Below are 21,969 nucleotides of genomic sequence, written 5' to 3'. Positions count from 1 at the left end.
TCTTTACTCCGCAATTACTGGCTCAAAACAACGCATATGTGGCTCAATTAAATTGCAATAATCAATTCTTAAAGTCATTGTCTTTTCTTGATAAGTAAGCCATAACGTACCAAGTTCTGATGATGTGATTGATGGTTTTTCAGACATGAATGTTCCTCCTATCTCATACTTTATATTCAGCCTTTTATAGGATTATCAATTGTTGGGAAAAAATGTGTGTGTTTTTTGCATAAAGCTGCCTGACCCCCAACACGGTAGCGTTTCACCGTACTGGGGGTCAGGCAGCTTTATTATATTAAATTGCACCCTTCCCCTTTATTTGCATAAATAAGTCAGGCTTATCGAGTGGGGTAAAACCAAATTTCGCATAAAATGAATGTCCATCATCTGTGCTTAACATCATTCTACGAATATTTAATTCTTCATAATTTGTGATTATATCAAGTAACCAATTTCCCAATCCTTTATTTCTAAAAGGAGTTAAAACAAAAACATCTTGTAAATATGCATGGGTAACTAAATCAGAAATTACCCGTGCAAAACCTATTTGTTTCTTCTTTCTATCAATAGGGTTTATATAATACAAGCCAAAACATATTGCAGAATTATCAATAGATTTAATAACGTCTTCTTTGGAAATTCCTTTTGACCAGTAGGATTCATTGCTCAAGAAATCATAAATAACGTCCAGTTCTAAATCAGTTTTATCAGTAGTAATAAGATAATCCCCATTCACCCAACTGTTCTTAACCAAAAGCCCCACCTCAAATTATTATTCATTATATTAACATTCTATAAGACCTACTATCACTTTAAGAATATGAATCAATCCAAATCTAACCTTATTAATCTGCTCCGCTTAAACACAAAAAACTCACAAACGTTGATGTAGCATCACTTGTGAGTTTTATTATAAGCTAATGATCCTGGTGGTCGGGGTCGATATAGGGCTTTAAGTATTGATATTATGAAGTTTTGGTAGAGTCGTGTGTAAAATTTGTGTAAAATGATTTGAATGTAAAAAAGGGGGAAGATGTTTTCACTTTTTTTTATCTATATTTTGTTAATGAATAAATGTTTCTATAATCCACATGTCCGGAGTGTATGTGGCAATACATGGGGTGTTAGTTAATTTCTTATATAAAATGCGCTTTGTTTTTGATACATAAAAAGACTTCCTTTGTGATTATATATATTTCATGTCTGGAATTGTTATATATTCATTAATTTCTGGGCATAAAATCGTTGCATTACTTGATATTTGATACATAAAATAGAAAAACAATTTAATATGATCATTACCCTCATTAGCTGGCACAAACACCATCTCAGTATTTTCCCCCCACCAAACAGGGTATGGACAAAATTCTCCTTTTTTACTTCTATATAAAATTATTCCATCTTCAATACTTAGGACCATATTATTCCAGTTATACTGTTCTGTCGTTCCGTACCAATTCTTAATATTTTCTATTAAACTGTTTTTATTTTTTTCATTTTTTTCATCAGTATCACCAAAATTTAATTTGTTACAAACTAGAAAAGTTGCTAGGTGGTCAAAATGATATGATTGGGGATTATATCTCATTGCCACATAACTTTTATACATGGTGTTAAAATCTTTTATCGCTCGCTCTAATTTAACTTCAACATCCTGTTCCAATTCCAACTCAATTTTTATTTCCTCAGTATTTTTAGAAAATAGTTTTATTTTCTCGTCTACTTCCTTTAATATATCCTTAAAATTTTCTTGCTTTTCTTCATCCAAACTACCGATTAACTTTTTTAGTACCGCAGCATTTTCAAGTAATCTGTTATAAAAGAAATCAGTTTGTTTCCTGTGTGAATTGCCTTTTAATATAACTACAGAATTTAAATTCACATCTTCTCTAAGAGACTTCACTTTATTTGCGAGTTTTAACAAACTACTTTTCAAAGAATTCTTTTCAGCACCTAATGCTAAATCAGACTTCACTTCTCCAATTGCTGCTGCACTTTCTACAGTAAAGAACCTTTGTAGACCCCCTGCTTGAATTAACGTACTGTTTCCTTTGTCGTATACAACTACATCACATTGAGGACTATTGTTATCAGAAGGAGTAATAATAAAACCATGACTTAAGTCAAGAAATTCAGGAATAAAAGACCTTAAATATTGTCTAACCAGTTCTTCACGGTAAGTTCCAAATTCATGATTATGAAAACTCATTGCATCGGGATGCTTCTTAAAAAGTGATTTCGAACTTTCAAAAGCTCTTTTAAAGTTTTGTGCATGTTCATCAATGTAATACTGAAATTGAGAGTTTGCCAAATTTCTGCCCCCTTGTTTAATTAATTTAATTTAATTGCCTATAAACAACTAATCTTTCTATATGTTTTTTAACATCATATATTAAATTAAACTGACAGCTAAATAACACCTAGCTGCCAAATAGCCCCTTTATAAAAGAAAAAATTTTATCCCAATCCAAAAGCAAAATAATACCAGCTATTAACGAACAAATAATTGCTGACAACCAAGGGTGCTTTCCAAACCATGTTTTATCCGCTTTTGTTGAGTCGTTGTTATGGTTAATTTTCACACTTGCATTATTTCCAATGGCATTATTATCTCCAACTTTAGCGCCTTTCTCAATTTTCACTGGCATTTTACTCTCCCCTTACAGAAGATTTATCTCCTATAGCATTATTATTCCCAATACTTGTGTGCTCTCCAATAGATGTACTTTTGTCAATGCCATTTACAATATTTTGAATATGAGGTACTTTTTCATTTAACTCGGCAAAAGGTAGTTGAGCATTAATTGTCTTAAGTAATGGTTTTAGTTTTAACAGTTTGCCTTTTAACAATAGAGCAGTGTTTAGTTTAGGTGAGTAATCAATATATATTTTAATATGAAATGGATTAGTTCTAGGAATACCATGCAACATAACAGGCTGAATAAACTCTCGATTATGTAATGCTTGTCTTACTGCAAGTTCTTTAGGATAACTCCAATAATCTTCTGATAGACGTTTAAGTTCGATGTAGATTTGTTCTAAACCTTCAAACCTAACGATTATTGAATTTTCAGCATTTACATCATCAAATAGTGGCTTAATTTTATTAAAGAAATAATTTATTTTATCTTGAAATCTATCTAAATCTGGTAAATCCTTCAGAAGTTCCTTTTGCAGTTTTTCATCTAAGATACAGAATTCATCACTAACACTATTATAAAAATCAAATACTGCAGATACTGGGCTAGCAAGATTTTTTGTATATAGATTGGCGTATTCCCCCTGCATTAGCATTCCATGGGCATTATTTAATTTGTCAAACAAGTCTACTAAATAGGTATTATATTTATTGCTTTCTATGTAAAATGGTTCAATTTCTTCTAGCAAAGAATCAATCATTTCAATAAAATTTTCATTTTTTAAGATTTGATCATCTCTTATCTTTTCTTGAGCAGGTGTTAGTGGTTTCCCCATTTTTTGCCCCTCCATTCAAAAGCATTTATAAATATAATTTACCGTATTACCAGATTATATCAAATTAATTATTTCTCTATTAGAAATATATTGTAATTAGATTAATAAGCTATGTTATGTTCCTTGAAAATTTTTTAGCAAACCAAACCGTAAAACCAGAGCTACTCAATTGAGTTACTGCCAATGATACATACATGATCTATGCGTGGAATTAAATACACTTCCATAAGAAAGTAATGTAGGATATGAATCTGGAATAAAAAGTAGCATCGTCGATTTATAAGCTTAGTAATAAAGTTCTCACTTGTGGAAATTACTTTCTCTTCCCTGATAGGAGGGAATGTAATCCTCTGTAGCCCAAGGGGAGGGAATAGGTGCCCAAACCACTAAATCTTAGTACCTATCGAAAAAGTAAAAGTGCCTGTGTCACTCCCCGGATTTTGTCGATAATATTCCAACATTTTGCCTAATTCCACTATGAAACGAACACTTTTACCAATCTTTTATGGTACGGTCCCAACCAGAATGACGCACTTCAGTTTATGACCATTTCAACTATTAAATTTCTATTTTTTCGTACAACTTTTTGGTAATTCAGTTAGGACTTCAATGTATTCAGTAACCGGAGCCTTATTTAAAGCAGTGACTCGCTAATTAACAATGATAATGGCTTATCTACCATAATTGAATCACTATCTAGCTCGTATACATACACACTATCCCTTATATGTTCATAGTCCTCTATTCGAAGATGGTTTAATAACTCATTTATGTTAGTTGTAAATAAAATGAGACGAATCTCCCCATCTGGTGTTTCAGATGTAAAATCAATAAGTCCAAAAGCACTTTGTGGAGTAACATTCACTCTACCATTTTCAAGTTCATACTGTTTGATAAGAGAATACACATCTTCTGGAATCAGCCTTGGATAAGCCTCTGTTAGTGGTTCAATTCTTATTTGGGCTAGTCGTTTAACAGGACGGAGCTGGATGCTACGCTCTCGTTCCATTTCATCCAAACGTTCACGGCTGCGTTCTTCTAAGTCTTCTATTTGAGTGTATGTTTGATTAATTAAGGCACTATTTCGATTGTCATCGTTGTTACTTTCGTATTGTTGCAGGCGCTTTTGAAGCGTGTTCATTTGCTCGTCGAAGGCTTTACGTAAATACATACTTTTTCGGTTCACATAATGGTCACGTTTTAGTTGAACACTTCTAAGAAGCTTTCTTGCTTGTTGAATCACTTCTCCTTTGAAGCCCTGTTCTTCCGGAATATTTGCATTAGTTAGACGTAATTCACTTTCAAAAAGAAGATACGGGCTAATCGTTACTCTTCGACCATCATCTCTTTTCGCTAGTAATAATAGCTTTTGTTCAAGTTCTCTTCCTGTTCCATCGACTATACGTACCTCACTTAATTCGACAGTTAGAGGCTCAGTCACATTTCCATTAAGTACACATACAGGCAAAACAATTTGCTGTACTTCGTTAGCTGTTAATATCATCGATAACTTGTAGACAGGATCACTGCTCTTTATTAGTTCTAAATTTTCTTTTTGTGCTCTAGATTTAAGGGCAAAGCGCGTAGATTCTTCAGTATTAATCATAATTTTCTGTTTCCTTGCAAATTCACGAATATTTTTTGGAAAACGCTCAATTCTAGCTATCTTACGGTCGTGAGATACATTCAACCTTATACGAGACGTTTCAAATTGCTTAACTACAAATTCTCCATAGACTCTTGCTGGCAAGCTCGTAATTGTGCGTTCATGGTGAGCTCTTCTCATTCCTGGCAAATCAAAACTCTGCTCGTCTACCCGTTCATTTTTGGTTAGCTCTAACAATCGTTTATGTTCTTCTGATAACGCTTTCTCCATACGTGCGATGATATCATCAAGGTGTTCTCGTCCACTAATGGCTTCTTCCATTAATGAGGATAAATCGACAGACTGTTCTTCTAAGACATCCCCAATAAAATCATAGACAAGCTCTTGTCCTAAGTCTTCACGCATCATCTCTAGCTTTGTCAGTAAGCGCGACAATACATCGCCCTCTCTTGTATTAGTTGCAACTAAGTTAAAAATAAACACTTCATTCTTTTGTCCAATACGATGAATACGCCCCATCCTTTGTTCTAAGCGGTTAGGGTTCCAAGGAATATCGTAATTAATCATTTGGTTACAAAATTGGAGATTAATCGATTCTCCCCCTGCATCTGTTGCAAGCATTACTTGAGCCTCATTGCGAAATCTTTCCACTTGTTCACGTCGTTTATCCATTGAGTAGTTTCCTATGATTTTTGTCACTTCTGGAACATATCCAAGTAGACGCTGCTCTAGGAAATGTAGCGTATCTTTTGATTCGGTAAAAATTAAGATTTTCTCCCCTTTTGCTAGAAGTCCATCTGGTCCAAATAATGTTCGCTCTAATTCCATATACTTTCGTTCAGTGCCACTTTGACGAACTTGATTTGTTTTCCTGATAAGACGACTAAGTACATCAATCTCCAGCTGCAGTTCAGCTAAGTCTAATGTATCCGTTTCGCCTTCTACATTCATTTCAAGCTCCTCTTGTTCTTCTGGTGACAACTCTTCATACGGGTCAATATCTAACTGGTGGGACTTCCGTTCTTGCGTCATCACTTCTTCTAACCTTTCTTTTCTTCGGACTAGTGATAAATAAATCGCCTCTACTGATGAACTGAGGCGCCGTTGAAGAAGCATCATTGCAAAGGCCACACTCGGTTTATTATTTTGCTTTGCGCGGTTAAAGTGCTCCCTTACATACTCTGTTACCTCCTCATACAATTCAATTTCCTCTTTACTCAGGTCGAAGCCAAGCGTTTTCGTTGTTCGCTTAGGGAATAATGGTGTACCATCAAACTTTACCATCACCTCTTTTAATCGACGAATAACGAATGGATTGCTCTTTTCAAATAACGACTCGCTACTGTTTAACTTTGAAAAAATATCGTGATCAATCAGGCTCATCAAATGGCGAAAATTTTCCTTGTCTCCTTTATGTGGTGTGGCAGTTAAAAGCAAGCAATGCTCCGTATGTCGAAGCAACGTCTCACCTAATTGAAACATCTTTGTCCTTTGCACCTTTTTCTTTTTCACACCATGAGTATAGGCTGCCATTTTATGTGCTTCATCTACAATAACCAGATCAAAGTTTGCTTTTAAAATTAAGTTCTTAACCTCTTCTCTTGAAGCCCAATAGAGAGAGGTAAGTAGCTTATCATGTGTTTCAAATGGATTCATGTCACCAGCGCTATTTAAAAGGGTACGATTGACGATAACAAAGTCCTCTGAGAACTTTTCACGAAGCTCTTCCTGCCACTGCTTTAAGACAAGAGGTGGCACTAGAATTAGAACACGTTCAACCATGTCACGACCCATTAATTCCCGTAAAAGCATTCCGGACATGATTGTCTTCCCTGCACCAGGATCATCTGCAAGTAAATATCTAACTTGAGGTGATTGAAGCATTCGACTGTAAACGGCTTCTATTTGATGAGGTAGTGGCATCATTTTATTATTACCTCGTGCCTGAGACTCTGAATATTTCTCATCTGCTCGTAGCACATAATATTGTAAAAAATGCTGCAGACGTTCTTTATTAAAGGATGTATTCGTCCTTTGTTGCAATCGTTCTAATTGCTCTAGTTGATAATCTTCGAGGTAGGTCTCATAGAACTGACTACTCTGTCTTCCAATTGCTTCAACAACATATAAAGCATCATCAATCAGCTCACATTTTTTTATCTCTACAATTTCAGACCAGAACGGTCCTTTGACTATGTCACCAACATCTAGCATATTACCCCTCCACAAGCTTCATGAGCATTAATAGATTGCATCATACATTCGAATAGTAAATCGTTCCTCTTTATAAATTTGGGATTTGTTCCCTTGTATCGTTTCGACTCTTAGCGTACATGTCTCACCAATTGCATAATACTTCTCGACAAGGTTGAATGGAATCGTTTGATTACGATCCTGTGTTTCACCCACTAAATCAAACGTCACGGTTACTTCATTTGAAATACGTTCATCATCTTGATAAAACGCCACTTTTAATTGTCGTGGTACATAATCAGTTGAGATACTCTCTTCTTGGTAGAATGAAACAGGAATACGATAGTTGGTAATCGTCTTGTCAAGCATCGCAACACTAACGTTCACCTGTTCTGCCATTTCTGTTCTTCGATAATCAATAAGAGGTGTAATCACTTCTTGTGGCATCGCACCACCATGAATGAACTGTAAGCCACCACCCGTTATAAATCGATTAACCCCTTTAGCAAGTACAACTTCTGCATTCTCAAACAGAGTTTGACTTTCAGATAATTTAATCGCTCCTTCTGGAACAGAAAGAGAAGAACCAATCGCAAAACGACGACTTTGGTCGACAACATCACCAGTCACTGCTTCTACCTTTGCATCTGCTTCAACCTTTGTTAGCTGGAATAAAAAACCGTGGTCAGACGTAATAAAAATTCGCTTCGCTTGTAACGCAGATAAACGGTCAACAGCACGTTCGATTGCCTCAAGAGCTCTCTCTACAGCATCGTACGTCTCACGTTCAGATTTCTTTGAATCTCCCGTCGCATCAATGACATCATGATAAAAATAAACAAGACGTTTTCCTTTTAAATGTTCGTTTGCCTCACTCTTCCAATCAAGTAAATCATTCAAGTGATATGCACTAGCATCAGGATGAGCTTGCTGTAGAATTTTATTGCGATTCACTAATCCACTTGTTGAATGTTCACTAGTGTACACGACCTTATTGTCAATCGAAAAACGACGATTTGGTAGTAACGACGCCATGCCAAGCTGTGTGTAAGAAGGTAGACTAGCAAATAATGGTGAAACAGATGCTTGTCCATTAATTCGTTTGTTTAACCGTTCACTTAATTCTGCCCCTGCCTCATAACGTAAGGCATCTGAAATAATGACAAACACCCTTGTTTGTTCTTTATCAAGAATCGGCTTAATGGAAGAAGAAAAGAACGAGCGTTGTTTCGGTACATGTGTGCTTTCGTTGTTTTCAAGAAAATAATTACTTTCTGTTGCCATTTTTAATAAAAATACGTTTTCATACCAATTGGTTAAAGACTGTGCCAATGAATCAACGATTTCCCTTGATTGTAGCTTCGTATAATAAAACATAAACCGACGATATGATTGGTCAATTAGATGCAAGGTTGTCGCATATTGACCATATACCTCTGAACGACTGTCATATTGTTTTAGGAATGACTTTCTTTCAGTGAAACGAACTGACTCTATCAAAACGTCATAAAGTTGTTGAATATGCTTCTTCTTACCCCAATAGGTACCCTTCCTGTATAGAAGACGTTTTTGCCATTGCTTCACATTAGAGATGTCATGCTCTAATTCATCAATAAGCTTTTCAATTAATAAGTAATCTATCGTCGGGAAAGTTGATACCTTCTCAAACTGGTCTAACTCATGCTCCATCATTAACGGACGAAGTTGGAATGTTGCCTCTGTATCCTTAATGTATTGCTCAAGAACCAAAGTTTCTTTTTCACTGGAACGCATCCAATCATCAACTAGTATGGCACAAACATTTGGTAATGTAGATGGATACTGTTCATCTAATGAATTTGCTGACAACAACGCATCTCGTTTCACGTGTTGATATAACATGATTTCAAGTATGTATGTAAGGGGATTTTCATGAATTTGAATCGAAATACCGAAATACTGCTGAATTAGTTCGTACATTCGTTCAAGTAAAAAGTATTTCTTAACATCACCTATGTACTTATTATTTTCCTCTTCAATCCCAGCAACTAAAAGACTTCTTGTAATTCTAGAAATAGTAGGTGATGGAGAGTTAACGAGTACTGCCACCATTGCAATTTCTAAATCGCGTACATCGGATTGCTGCGATACGAAACGTCCAAGCCTTTCTTTTCGTTTTGCGCTACGGAAAAACAATGGGTATTGCTCCATCATCGGACGAAGGACGTTATCTTTAACCCCTAATCGTTCTGCTAATACTGCTACTTCATCCGCTTTAAACTCTGCACTATATAATAAAATATCAAGTAAATAATTATGCTGTTCCTTCGGCTGTGGGAACGGTGCATATAATAAATATGATTGCTTAGGCTGTTTGATCTCAAGCTCTACTTTCGTCGTAAAGAAATTATTTTCCGTTAATTCACGAACAACAACCTCTTCATCTTTTAACGATTCTTGTAGTTCATCTAATAAAACTTGCATCGCTGGATCGTACCAAAAAACAATCGCTCTACCTTTCTTCTCTTTCTCTTGTTGAATCTTTTCCTTTAACGAATCAATTACATCCATATAATCACCTCGAACTAGGTAGTTGTTCATCTATAATTTATAATTAAATGTTAAAATTAAGTGTTACTTCCTTATATTGTATCATTATTGATATATAAAATCTCGCAAGAAAAGGCAAAGCACTTATTGTAAGCTTTGCCTTTTCAACTGTATTTTTATAGGTTAATGTCCTTCTTAATTCTCTCCATCGTACAACTGAACTATTATCAGCCTTTTTGTTGATACTTTCTAGTTCGTTGATCTCCTGTCTGTTAAAACAGAATCGGAACTTTCTTCTTCAGGTATATACTTTTGACTTTTAGGGTGAACCTACCTATATTTTTGCTAACACCTTATCAAATTTGGCATAATTCACGTTCACACCATCATCTAAGTTAATATCAATCTGTTCATTTGCATACATCGCAAGATCTTTATCAAATTCTACTAGCTCATCTAAACGTTTCTGGAAGAGAATCTTTTTCTTATCTAATTCGTTCTTTTCTGTTGCACTTAAGCTAGGATTCACGATACGACTATCAATAGATGAGATTTCATTGTTATACTTTGCTTGTATCTCTTGTAAATGCTCAAATCTAATCGTAGCCATTGTGTCTGGTTGATAACGATGCAAGTAAACAAGTGTACGCAAGCCCTTTTGTTTTCCAGAATCAACAAGCCAATAGATCGGTCGCTTTTGATAAACCTTAATATGGTCTTTGAAAAATTCATCAATAAAATAACGACGCAAGCGCTCTTCAGCAGATTCATTTTTCTTCATTGTCAATGACTCAGCAATCCACTCCATGTTCTCATCTACAGTTTCAGGACTGAAAGCAACAGATAAAAATTCACGTAGGCGGGTGATGATGTCATCGTCAAAGTAACGATCGTCGGTTAGTAGTACTAACCCATGGTTATTAGGTTTGAATGTTTGATACTTAGATTCATCCCATTCCCCACCAGCATAAGCAAGTCCTTCAACGTCTAGAGAATAACGCCCCATCATGCATCCGATGAAGTAGGACAATAATGATTTTGCCTCACGTTCACGATTCGCTTTATAAATAGTAATATCCGATTCAGAAACTTCTGGTGTTATTTCTTCTTCTAAATTGTATAACTCAATAAAAATACGATTAAGTTTTTCTTCATTATCCTTCATTTTTTTAAAATGAATTTCTTTATTCATTTCCCAATGCTTGAATGATTCGTTAAGTTTTACTTTTCTATATTGTAATAGTGGATGGTTTACAAAATCCCAAGATGTTTCAAATGAATTCCAATCTTGTTTAGATATATTTATATTCTCGGAGGATAATTTTTCAACTTCCTTATTAATAACATTTATCAAAGGGATTGATTTTATATGTCCGACTTCAAATTGAAAAGTCTGGCTTACAAAACCTAGCAAATAATGTGCTACTTTAGTTGTTAAAAAAGCTAAAGTTATCTGTATCTCATTCCGATCTTGTGGAAACAAGGCTGATCCACCATTTATTAATACAAATCCTTCGGGAAGATAACGCACCCCAAATTTGGAAGAACTTAAAGCTGTCCAAGTTATCCCCTCTCTAAAATTAAAATCGGCATTTCTAAAAGTTGATCCTTTAAAATTCTTTAATTCATAACCGTCATTTTCGTAAAGAACTACATAAAATAGATTTCCAAACCATTTACGAAAATCACCACCCTTTACAACTGGATACCACTTTTTATTTTTAGTCGTAATGAAGGGAGATTTCACTACAAAGTTATTGGCATCTACCTCATGCCAAAGTCTTAAAAAATAATCATTATTACCTGTGGTAGTGCCAAGTTTAACGTCATATAATTCGCCAACTTTATTTTGAACTTTGTATAAATTTAATATCCTTTCAGAGGCCCAATAGGCAAAAGGGCTACCATTTATTAACTTAAAATTTTCTTGGCAAACGTAATAATTTTTTTCCATTTCAAAGTACTTTTGTTCTTTTTTTTCAACAGAGTCAACTTCACCTTGTTTATTTATTAATTTTTTATAATATCCCTTATAGGAATTCAAGTGAGAATTTCTAAAAACAAATGTAACTGTACCAAAATCTGATCCAAATATACCTCTACCCAAATGAACTAAATTATGGATCATGTATTTGTCTATAATAGTTACCCTCATTTTTTCGTATAAAGATAAAAACATCCATGATGGAATATTTATCACAGCCATAAAACCATTATTTTTCAGACGATTCATAGACTGTTCCATAATTACAGTACTTAAATCACCTTTTGAATTTGGAAAATTAACCTTTAAAAACTCAAGTAATTCTGAATTCATTCCTTTAGATCCTAAATAGGGAGGATTTGTTATAACAACATCGTATTTATCTGATAGAATTTTTGCAACGTTTAATAATTCTTGCAAATCATCCAATTGATCCACTACCCCATAATTCATGAGTGTCGTCTCAATTTTGTCTTTTTCAGATAACATTTTCAAGTATTTTTCGAAATCTATATTAATTGTTGGTAGTATTGAGCCAAAATTCTTTGCATTCCGAAATAAATCAAGCAATGCATGTATTTCAACCCTTTCTTCAGGATTAGAAGAGAAAATATCTATAATACCTTCTTTATTTAAATAATTGGATTCCTTAACTGAGAAAATATTTAGTTTAATTTTTTTCCTAAAAAAACGACGAGAATTTGCACGTGATTTCATTATTAATGCAAAGGAAGCAAGCTGAACTGCGCGGTCATCGATATCTAAACCATACAAATTTTTCTCGAGAATTAGTTGTGGAATATCATCACTTGGGTATCCTGATTCTTCATACATTTGACTTAATAAATCAAATGCATAAACAAGGATATGCCCCGAACCAACACATGGGTCTATTATTTTAATATCTTCAAGACTTATATTCTTGTATGCAATTTCCTCTAATTTATTCTTTACTTCTTCTTCTTGTTCAGCAGGCTCGATATAATATTTCAGTGAATCCTTTAATGGTGAATCAGGGTTTGACTCAAGCCAAATTTGTCCTAGTGAATTCTCTACCATGTATTTAACAATCCACTTTGGTGTAAATAACTGGGTAGCAGCTGGGATATCGTATTTTTCTATCTTTTTGTTTTTCTTTAAATTTGCAAATACTTGATCTTTCGGTTCTGTATTATAGAACTGATACAACCAACCAATGACTTCTACCTCATAAAAGCTCTGAGTCAATTCGTCATTTCGAATAAGCTTACTAATCACTGATTCACTATCAAGTAAAAAATCAGGTAGCAATAGCTCTGTATAGTCATTAATTTTCTCAAATAAAAACGGGAGGATTGAGTTTAACGCATTACATTGAGCAATAAAAAGCTTTCGATAAGCAGCTTCCGTATCTCCTTTACGTATATCCTCAGCAACCTCTTCTCTCTTTATATTTAAATCCATTGACTCATATTGATTTAATATATCCGGTTCCGCTTTTCCAGTGCTACTCGATAACACATGGACTCGTTCAGGTAGAAAGCCGTGTACTTCCATATATCGAATCGCGATGATGCGGTTAAACCATGTATAAGCGACTTCTTCAATTAGTTGTTCATAGCCTTTCATACTTAGCTCTCTTTCAAGAGATGTAAAGGCATGTTTCATATGTAATGGATACTGTTTTTCATTAACTGTAAGCTGACCGAATTGTTCGTTCATGGACAGGGAGCTTGTACCCTCTTCTATTCCAAATAATTTCGCTCGAAGCGCTACTTTTTCTAATAAATCCCTTCTTGTTTCTATCGCAAATGTTTTTAACTCTGCTTTGTTCATTAATACATACCCTCCCTCTATATAGGTGTTTGTCCTCAGAACAAACACCTAGCAATAAAGATTATATTTTAGCCAATACCTTGTCAAATTTAGAATAATTCACTTTCACGCCATCATCTAAGTCAATATCAATCTGTTCATTTGCATACATCGCAAGATCTTTATCAAATTCTACTAGCTCATCTAAACGTTTCTGGAAGAGAGTCTTTTTCTTATCTAATTCGTTCTTTTCTGTTGCACTTAAGCTAGGGTTTACGATACGACTATCAATAGATGAGATTTCATTGTTATACTTTGCTTGTATCTCTTGTAAATGCTCAAATCTAATCGTAGCCATTGTGTCTGGTTGATAACGATGCAAGTAAACAAGTGTACGCAAGCCCTTTTGTTTTCCAGAATCAACAAGCCAATAGATCGGTCGCTTTTGATAAACCTTAATATGGTCTTTGAAAAATTCATCGATAAAATAACGACGCAAGCGCTCTTCAGCAGATTCATTTTTCTTCATTGTCAATGACTCAGCAATCCACTCCATGTTCTCATCTACAGTTTCAGGACTGAAAGCAACAGATAAAAATTCACGTAGGCGGGTGATGATGTCATCGTCAAAGTAACGATCGTCGGTTAGTAGTACTAACCCATGGTTATTAGGTTTGAATGTTTGATACTTAGATTCATCCCATTCCCCACCAGCATAAGCAAGTCCTTCAACGTCTAGAGAATAACGCCCCATCATGCATCCGATGAAGTAGGAGAGGAAGGATTTGGTGTCACTGACTCGATCAGCTTTGTTTATTGTAATATCTTTATCTGACACCTCTGGAGTAAGGTCATATTGAAGTGAATATAATTCAATTAAGAGACTGTTTAACTGTTCTTCATATTTTTTCATATTAGAAAATTGTATCTCCGTTCTCTTTTCCCAGCTAGAAAAAATGTAAGGTATTTTATCATAATTATTTTTATACTTTACAAACGGATGAGAAGTGAAATCCCAAGACGTTTCATAAGAGTTCCAATCTATAGTCGATATTTCAATGCATTTATCAACAATTTCTCTAAATCCATCTTTATTCATAGGCTCTATTACAGGTATTTTTCTTATATCACTAACTTGAAAATTAAGTGTTGGTGCCAGGTATTCAAGATATAGCTGGCTTACCTTAGAATTTAAAATACCGATGATTAAATTATAATTCTCATTATTCTCTACAAAAATTGATGATCCACCCTTATCAAAGGTTGCATCTTGAGGTAAAACTCTAAAACTCGGCTTAGAGTTTGTAATTAATCCCCAAGTAATACCTTTTTTATACCAGTATTTCTCAGGTATTATCTGTGAAGCGTGTCCAGTTTTATATTGCTCTCTCGCTTCTGGAGACCAATCAACCAATTCAATTAAATTCCCATACCACTTTTTAAAACCACCGCCCTTTGCATAAAATCTCCATTTCCCCTCATTCGCTATATAATTTTTATTATTCACTTCCCAGAAGTGTCTTAAGTATTTATTATTATTACCTGTAACATTTTGACTCGCTGAAATTGTATAATCATGTATACTTTTATTTTCTAAAAATGTTTCACGCAATTTATCACTTGCTGAAAAAGCAATAGGTGAACCAGGAATCATTGAAAATCTAGATGTTTCAACAGAATATCTGTAATATATATCAGGGTTCTTTATGGCTTCTAGAGTTTTTATTGGTTGATTTTGTGATCCTTTAAATTCTGCTAATTGTATAAAGTCTCCCTTAATACCCTCCTGACTATTTTTCAAGGTGAAGGTACAGACTGGTACCATAGCAACTTCAAAGGCATTATACTCCAGCTGTATAAGTGATAAAATATCCTTATTACTAACAATATTTTCTCTAAATGACTCATATTTTTTTAAAAACATCCACGTAAATGGAGTTACTAAGGAATAATACGTTTCTGTATGTCCTAGATCAAAAATTCTTTCTATTGAACAAGTATACAAATCGTATTTACTTTTTGGATAAATCTTGTATACAAAATCAGAAAGTATTTTTTGCATACCTTTCGTCCCCATATAAGGAGGGTTAGTAATAATAATGTCATATTTTGAATTTAGTAGCTTGTACTGCTTTAGAAAATGTTTAATATTTTCAACATAACTTAATAATTCTAAATTAAATAAATTAAATGATTCTTCCTTTTTAAATTCGTCAATACCAGTTTGAAATAAATCAATTGGGTATTCATTCGGTTTAATGAGAGAACCAAAAATTTTTGCATTATCAAATTCATCAAGGAATTCAATAAATAATTCGTTTATTCTTTGATTGTCACTAAAAAATAAATTAGCTAATTCTTTTTTAGGAATTTCATTTGTCTCCTCAATGATTATAATGTTTGGTTGAATTCTTTTTCTGAAAATTGACCTTGATTTAGAACGAGCTATCATTAATAACGAAAAGCTCGATAACTGAGCAGCTCTTTTATCAATGTCTATTCCAATTAGGTTGTTTTCAATTATACTTTTTGGTATTTCACTTGTTGGATACCCTGCTTCTTCGTACATATTAAAAAGCAATTCAAAAGCATAAATTAATATATGACCTGAACCACAAAACGGGTCTAAAATTTTTATTTCTTCTAGGTTTATTTGTTTTGTATGACCCTTAATTTTTTGTTCCTGTGGATTAATGTAATAATCCATTTCTTTTTTCAATTCAGAATCAGGAAAATTGTCCAGCCATAATCTCCCTAATGTATTTTCTACCATATATTTCACAATCCATTTTGGAGTAAATAATTGAGTAGCTGATGGTAAAGTAGCTTTTGTTATTTTTTTGTTTTTCTTTAACCCTTCTAACACTTTATCTTTTGGTTCTGTATTATAGAATTGATACAACCAACCAATGACCTCTACTTCATTAAAGCTCTCTGTCAATTTATCATTATTAACCAGCTTACTAATCACTGATTCACTATCAAGTAAAAAATCCGGTAGTAATAGTTCTGTATAATCATTAATTTTCTCAAATAAGAACGGGAGGATTGAGTTTAAGGCATTACATTGAGCAATAAAAAGCTTGCGATAGGCTGCTTCCGTGTCACCCTTACGAATGTCTTCAGCAACCTCTTCTCTTTTTACATGTAAATCCATTGAATCATATTGATTTAATATATCTGGTTCTGCTTTTCCTGTGCTACTTGATAACACATGAACTCGTTCAGGTAGGTAACCATGTACTTCCATATAACGAATCGCAATGATTCGGTTAAACCATGTATATGCGACTTCTTCAATTAACTGCTCATAGCCTTTTGAGTTTAGCTCTCTTTCAAGCGATGTAAAGGCATGTTTCGTATGTAATGGGTATTGTTTTTCATTAACTGTAAGCTGACCGAATTGCTCGTTCATGGACAGGGAACTTGTATCCTTATCTATCCCAAATAATTTCCCTCGAAGCGCTACTTTTTCTAATAAATCTCTTCTCGTTTCTATTGCAAATGTTTTTAACTCTGCTTTATTCAAGATAACCCTCCTCTTAAGAAGAGGCTGTCTCAATTTAGTAAAATACATTCGAGACAGCCTCCTTATCCTATTCTTTCATTAACTTATGGTCTTTCAATTCCTTTAGCAATTCTTGTCTTAGTGTTTGTATTGCATTATCTAAATCATTTTGCGTCTCTATCGTTGCTTTCTGTTTAAAGAAAATATTTGAAAGCACGGCTGGGCTGATTACTTTTTCTTGTTTTTCCCTGACCATAGTTGGGGGCGATGGTTGAGTAGATTGGCCTTCATTTTCCTCATCTTCCGGCTGAACATTTATCACTTGTTTACGAAGCTTTTCTTCCAAGCTCTTTGCTTTGGACTCTATATCGTTTGTAAGATGTTGAACTTCTTGTAATAAGAGACGAATTGTAGTTAACTTAGTTTCATCCTCAATACGTTTCTTCAAATTTCCAACTTCTTGTTCTTCTTTCTCAATAAATGCAACTATTGATTCCTCAGCTGAATAAAACTCTTTTGTGGATGAAATACGTTCTTCCATTTTTCCTAGTTGTACAATAGATGCTTGTCTTTGTTCTTCTACTTCCTCAGTAAGTTTTTCATTTAATTGAACGATCAATTTTGATAGTGAGGGTATCTCACGATATGGCTCATCTGCAATTAAAATACGATTAATTTCGTTTTCAATTATTTTTAATTCTTCATTACGGATAATCGCCAAGTCCTGCTTGTTCTGCTCAATCGCTTTTACAGCATCATCAAATCTTTGAATTGCAGATTTATGATAAAAATTATTTAATTGCTCGATTTTACCGAGCCATGTTTCTAACTCATCTTCTAAATTGATAAACTCTTTAACAAACTGTTCAGGTTCACGTATGGCTACAACTTTTTGTACGCCTGTCGCTACTTGAGTTAGCATGTTATCCCCGGGGTAAGGATAATTATGTGAAGGAGCTTGTCTTTTACGATCTCGAATCGCATCTAATGGGTCTAAAAAACGCTCTTTTAGTTGCGCTTTGATAAATTGATCGTAATCTTCATACGTATCAAACGTATCGTTTCGCCCAAAGAAATCCCGAATTAATTCATTCGCATTGATTTTTACTTGTCGATCCATTTCAACTACTGGTAAAATCATTATTTTCTCAAGTTCTGTAACCCTCGTCAGACGGTCAAAGAAAGAATTATTTAAAGGAGTAAATGTTTCACCTGAATATGTCAGCTTACACTTTCCATCTTTTAGTAAAGCTAACAATATCCCGATAGTATCTTGATCACTCCAACCATACGGAATACCACGAAACTTCTCTAAAAGAGCTTTGACCGTCATTTTATCATTCAATCTTGCTAAATCGTCGAGTACAAACGCAACCTCCTCAACGGCATTCTTGTTGTTTGTTTTACCAAATAGGTTCCCTTGAAGCCCTTCTGTTACAGCTTTTTTCCATTCTTCCTTTTGGTTTTTAAATGATATTGGTGTATCGACATATTCAAGCTTACGATATGTGTTTTTTACGAGCATTTCTAAGGCACTATTTGTTTGGGTTTCAAATGAACCTTTGAATACACGCTCTTGCCCTTGTATAAAGAACCTTGCACCTTCACAAGACTTTACAAGTAGCTCTTCTGCTTTTTGTGCAAATTCATCGATTTGCGATTCTTTTTCATCGTAAATTCTTGATTGCGCTTGTGTTGTCGTTGTTGTTCTTTTTCGTTTGATATAGCTTTGTACTTGTTCGATGTACTTCAAAGCACTTTCTGCTTGAGCTACAACTTCCTCGTTTAAACAAATAATTAAATGCCCTTCATTAGCCTCTAATGCAGCCGCTTCGTTCGACATAAACACAGAGTACACTTGCATCGTTAGAGGGTGATTCATTTGTCCTTTCGTATAATTATCAAAGCGCTTATTAAACTCAAACGGTATATGCAGCGCATCTTTTTTATAATCAAACTTCACTTTAGGATACATCTTACGGAAGAACATATCACCAAGTTGAGATTTAATCGCAATATGATTCACCTCTTCTACCCTGATTTCGCGATTAATTTCTTGTTCTTCATCTGATAAGAATGAGTATGTTCCATCAGCATGTTGCTCAATAAACATTGTCTGCTGCAAGCGATTTAATGACTCTTTCACTCTGTATTCTAATGGTTGTCTTTCATCGTAAATTGTTTCTAATAACAAGGTTGCAATATTGTTGGCAGTAGCTTTAATTTCATCAATTCCTTTGATTAAATAAAGAACTTTTAATACCGCTACGTCTCCTACTTCTAATCCCTCATTATTCCTAGCGCGGTCTTCTGCTCGTGCAATGGTACTTGTGATTGAGGATTCTAGAAAACCACGAATAGAAGGGTAGAATTCTTCAAGTGTGACCATATGTTTTACATCATAGCTTGCATTTAACTGTCCAGCCTCTTGAAAAGCTTTCAGTAACGACCGTTCCCCGTGAGCTAAGTGAGCCCCACCTTCTCCTTGATGACGAATCTTATTAAAGATTTTTTGTAGTAGTTCTACTTGATAAGGAACAAATGGATAGAGTGATACAAACTCACTCGATGAGCGATATCCTGAACGTAATTGGGTCTTGTTATCGAACGCCAGACGATTACGAATCATTTGTTCTTCTTGGTCATACATCGTTTGTAGTGTATCTGCTCCCACATCTGTTTTCTCAAGTAAACGACGCTTGATTACTTCATCTGTATTGGCACTCGATAAATTAATTCGAGTCGCAAAACGTCCTTGGATCTTTGAGAAATCCTTCGTACTATCAAGATTTGATACTGAGCTTTCGATTTTTTCTTGCGATGTTACAATAACCCATGCTTGTCCTTTACACCGGTTTCCGATGTCTTCTACGACTGTCTGTAGGTTCAACATTAAACTTGAATTCGTACCAATATATTGTCCAACTTCATCGACTAGGAATGTCAAACGGTACTCTTTTCCCCGATTTTCACAATAATCTGCAATTAACTGTGAAAGACGTTCTGAATTCATTTCAAACGTTTTCCGATTAATATCGAAAAAGTCTGTTGCAGTATCTTCGTCATAGCCTATTTTTACAAGTGCTTGAATTATTTTTTTCTTTCTTAATGTAACTTTTAGACGGAATTGCTCCCAGCTCGTGTCAGATATCGATTGAATTGCGTCACGAAATTCCCCGTACTTCCCATCGGCAGCTAGTTGTCGTTCCATCTCCGCAACCCAAAGTGTATCAGAGTAACCAAGATGTCTATTAAATACACGTAAAAACACTTCAACAATGCGTTCTTTATCAGTAGATGAAGAAGAAGATTTAGAATCAATGTTAAAGAGAATCGCATCTGATTCTTTTTCCGCTACTTCATGCATCATTGAAAGTAAGTCATCTTTTGATGTTTTTTCTTCAAAATAGCTAACTGGCTTTTTCCCATCAATCTCTTTATTATCTAACAAGTAGGATAAGATTTTAAGAAAGTGCGATTTACCAGAACCAAAGAAACCAGATACCCACACACCGATATTTGTTGACGGATTTTTGAATACAGCAAGATAGTTCTTATAGAAAGTTTCTAAATAAAATGAACCCTCTTCGGTCATAACATATTCTTCAAGCTCATTTTTAATCGTTACTTCATCAAGCTGACCAGCTTGGACGACACCATTTATAGGACGGTGTATACTCTTTCTAAATAGCTCTTCAACACGCATAATATCCCCCCTAAGAAATACGTGACAATTGATATTGGTCTTCATTATTTAATCGATTAAATAGTCGTAACTCTAATCCAGTGAAATGACCAGGATAAAATAAAACAATTGGCTTCCGGTAAGCAGCATTAGAAAGCATTTTTAAAATTTGACTTGATCGTAAAAATGGAAATGAGTTCCCTACCCCTGTAATAAATAGAATCTCTGCTTCTCCTGCTTCTTCAATAAATGTATCTACTAATGTATCTTGCTCATCTAACATCGTTTCCACGACATCAACGATACCTTCATATCCTTCTTCCTCACTAATCTCTAACAACTCGTCCAACTCATCTTCAAACAGGTTTAATAAGAATTGAAATAAATTAATCTCTTTAATGTCCACTGTTGACCGCTGGATTAAACTTGGAACATATAAACGGACTTGCAGTTCTTCTTCTGGTGGATAGTCAAATACATAATGAGGAATTTCACTACCTATTCCAGTAGGGGTCGTGAAACCTTCCTCATGTATTCGTTTTTCTAACCGTTGTAATCGTTTGTATACTTCACTCATCTTCTCACCTACTTTAACGTCGCCATAAGAGAAAGAAGTCTATCGTTCTTCCCGGCATATTCTTTTAGTTCTGAACTCATATGTAAAGGAGCAATTTTAAATGTATTTTTATTTTCTTGAGTAATTAAATTACTCTCTCTAAAGAATTGTAACATCGCACTAATAAGACGCTTCTTCGTGGATTCTTTCCACTTCATCACTATCTCTGACTGGACTTCTTTCTTCTCAAAGAAATAATAAAAGTCACTTCTTACAAATGTTTGCTGATTTGTTTGAGAGTTAGGTACAATTACTTCTAAAAAGAATTCATACGGGATTCGATATATTTTTAAAAAGGTATATAGATTGATTGCCTTCATGTCGTATGCATGACTTTGTAGGAATAAATTCGATAACTCTTTATCTAATGAATTGACTCGTCTATATACCAACTGAAAACGAGCTTTAATACTATCTACACTTCTCATTTGGAAGGTGTTTTCTTCAATAAGCTTTTCAAGAATCTCCGCACGAGTAAGCTCTTCTTTTTTCAGTTGAATCACCGTACGCATTTCTGTTTCAAACCAAGCTTCCGTCATAAATGTTGCAGCATAATTCATCGTTAGTAACACCCTCTTTT

The 21,969-nt window shown here is 34.4% G+C and carries 12 protein-coding genes; all 12 read right to left on the bottom strand.

Annotated features, from left to right (window positions below; genetic code table 11):
- Window positions 1-3 precede the first annotated feature (3 nt).
- The 12 genes from BW724_RS23525 to BW724_RS05905 all read right to left on the bottom strand — a co-directional run bounded on the left by BW724_RS23525 (window position 4) and on the right by BW724_RS05905 (window position 21,949).
- Complete coding sequence (locus BW724_RS23525; protein WP_176371313.1) at window positions 4-147, bottom strand: hypothetical protein; 144 nt, start codon at window positions 145-147, stop codon at window positions 4-6.
- 148 nt (window positions 148-295) lie between these two features.
- Entirely contained in the window at window positions 296-754 is a 459-nt protein-coding gene (locus BW724_RS05955; protein ID WP_088074358.1) for a GNAT family N-acetyltransferase, read from the bottom strand.
- A gap of 432 nt (window positions 755-1,186) precedes the next feature.
- Complete coding sequence (locus BW724_RS05950) at window positions 1,187-2,311, bottom strand: DUF6602 domain-containing protein (RefSeq protein ID WP_088074357.1); 1,125 nt, start codon at window positions 2,309-2,311, stop codon at window positions 1,187-1,189.
- A gap of 109 nt (window positions 2,312-2,420) precedes the next feature.
- Entirely contained in the window at window positions 2,421-2,648 is a 228-nt protein-coding gene (locus BW724_RS05945) for a hypothetical protein (protein WP_088074356.1), read from the bottom strand.
- Window position 2,649: 1 nt separating this feature from the next.
- Window positions 2,650-3,474, bottom strand: coding sequence for a hypothetical protein (locus tag BW724_RS05940; protein WP_088074355.1), 825 nt, complete (start codon window positions 3,472-3,474; stop codon window positions 2,650-2,652).
- A 634-nt stretch (window positions 3,475-4,108) separates the two neighbouring features.
- Window positions 4,109-7,294, bottom strand: coding sequence for a DEAD/DEAH box helicase (locus BW724_RS05935; RefSeq protein WP_088074354.1), 3,186 nt, complete (start codon window positions 7,292-7,294; stop codon window positions 4,109-4,111).
- Between the two features lie 27 nt (window positions 7,295-7,321).
- The gene (gene pglZ / locus BW724_RS05930; protein WP_088074353.1) at window positions 7,322-9,823 is read right to left on the bottom strand and encodes a BREX-1 system phosphatase PglZ type A; all 2,502 of its coding nucleotides are present in this window, start codon (window positions 9,821-9,823) and stop codon (window positions 7,322-7,324) included.
- Window positions 9,824-10,136: 313 nt separating this feature from the next.
- Window positions 10,137-13,601 (bottom strand): BREX-1 system adenine-specific DNA-methyltransferase PglX, encoded by a 3,465-nt coding sequence (gene pglX / locus BW724_RS05925; protein ID WP_088074352.1) that lies wholly within the window; start codon window positions 13,599-13,601, stop codon window positions 10,137-10,139.
- A 61-nt stretch (window positions 13,602-13,662) separates the two neighbouring features.
- A complete protein-coding gene (gene pglX / locus BW724_RS05920) occupies window positions 13,663-17,109 on the bottom strand; it encodes a BREX-1 system adenine-specific DNA-methyltransferase PglX (RefSeq protein ID WP_088074351.1) in 3,447 nt (1,148 codons plus the stop codon).
- A 67-nt stretch (window positions 17,110-17,176) separates the two neighbouring features.
- Entirely contained in the window at window positions 17,177-20,794 is a 3,618-nt protein-coding gene (brxC, locus tag BW724_RS05915) for a BREX system P-loop protein BrxC (RefSeq protein ID WP_088074350.1), read from the bottom strand.
- A 10-nt stretch (window positions 20,795-20,804) separates the two neighbouring features.
- Window positions 20,805-21,350: a DUF1788 domain-containing protein gene (locus tag BW724_RS05910; protein WP_088074349.1), complete on the bottom strand. Its 546-nt coding sequence runs from the start codon at window positions 21,348-21,350 to the stop codon at window positions 20,805-20,807.
- Between the two features lie 8 nt (window positions 21,351-21,358).
- A complete protein-coding gene (locus tag BW724_RS05905; RefSeq protein ID WP_088074348.1) occupies window positions 21,359-21,949 on the bottom strand; it encodes a DUF1819 family protein in 591 nt (196 codons plus the stop codon).
- Window positions 21,950-21,969 lie beyond the last annotated feature (20 nt).

The organism is Litchfieldia alkalitelluris, assembly GCF_002153425.1.
GTDB lineage: Bacteria > Bacillota > Bacilli > Bacillales > Salisediminibacteriaceae > Evansella > Evansella alkalicola.
Note: the sequence above shows the minus strand (reverse complement) of the source record. Positions and strands in the feature narration are given on the sequence as shown.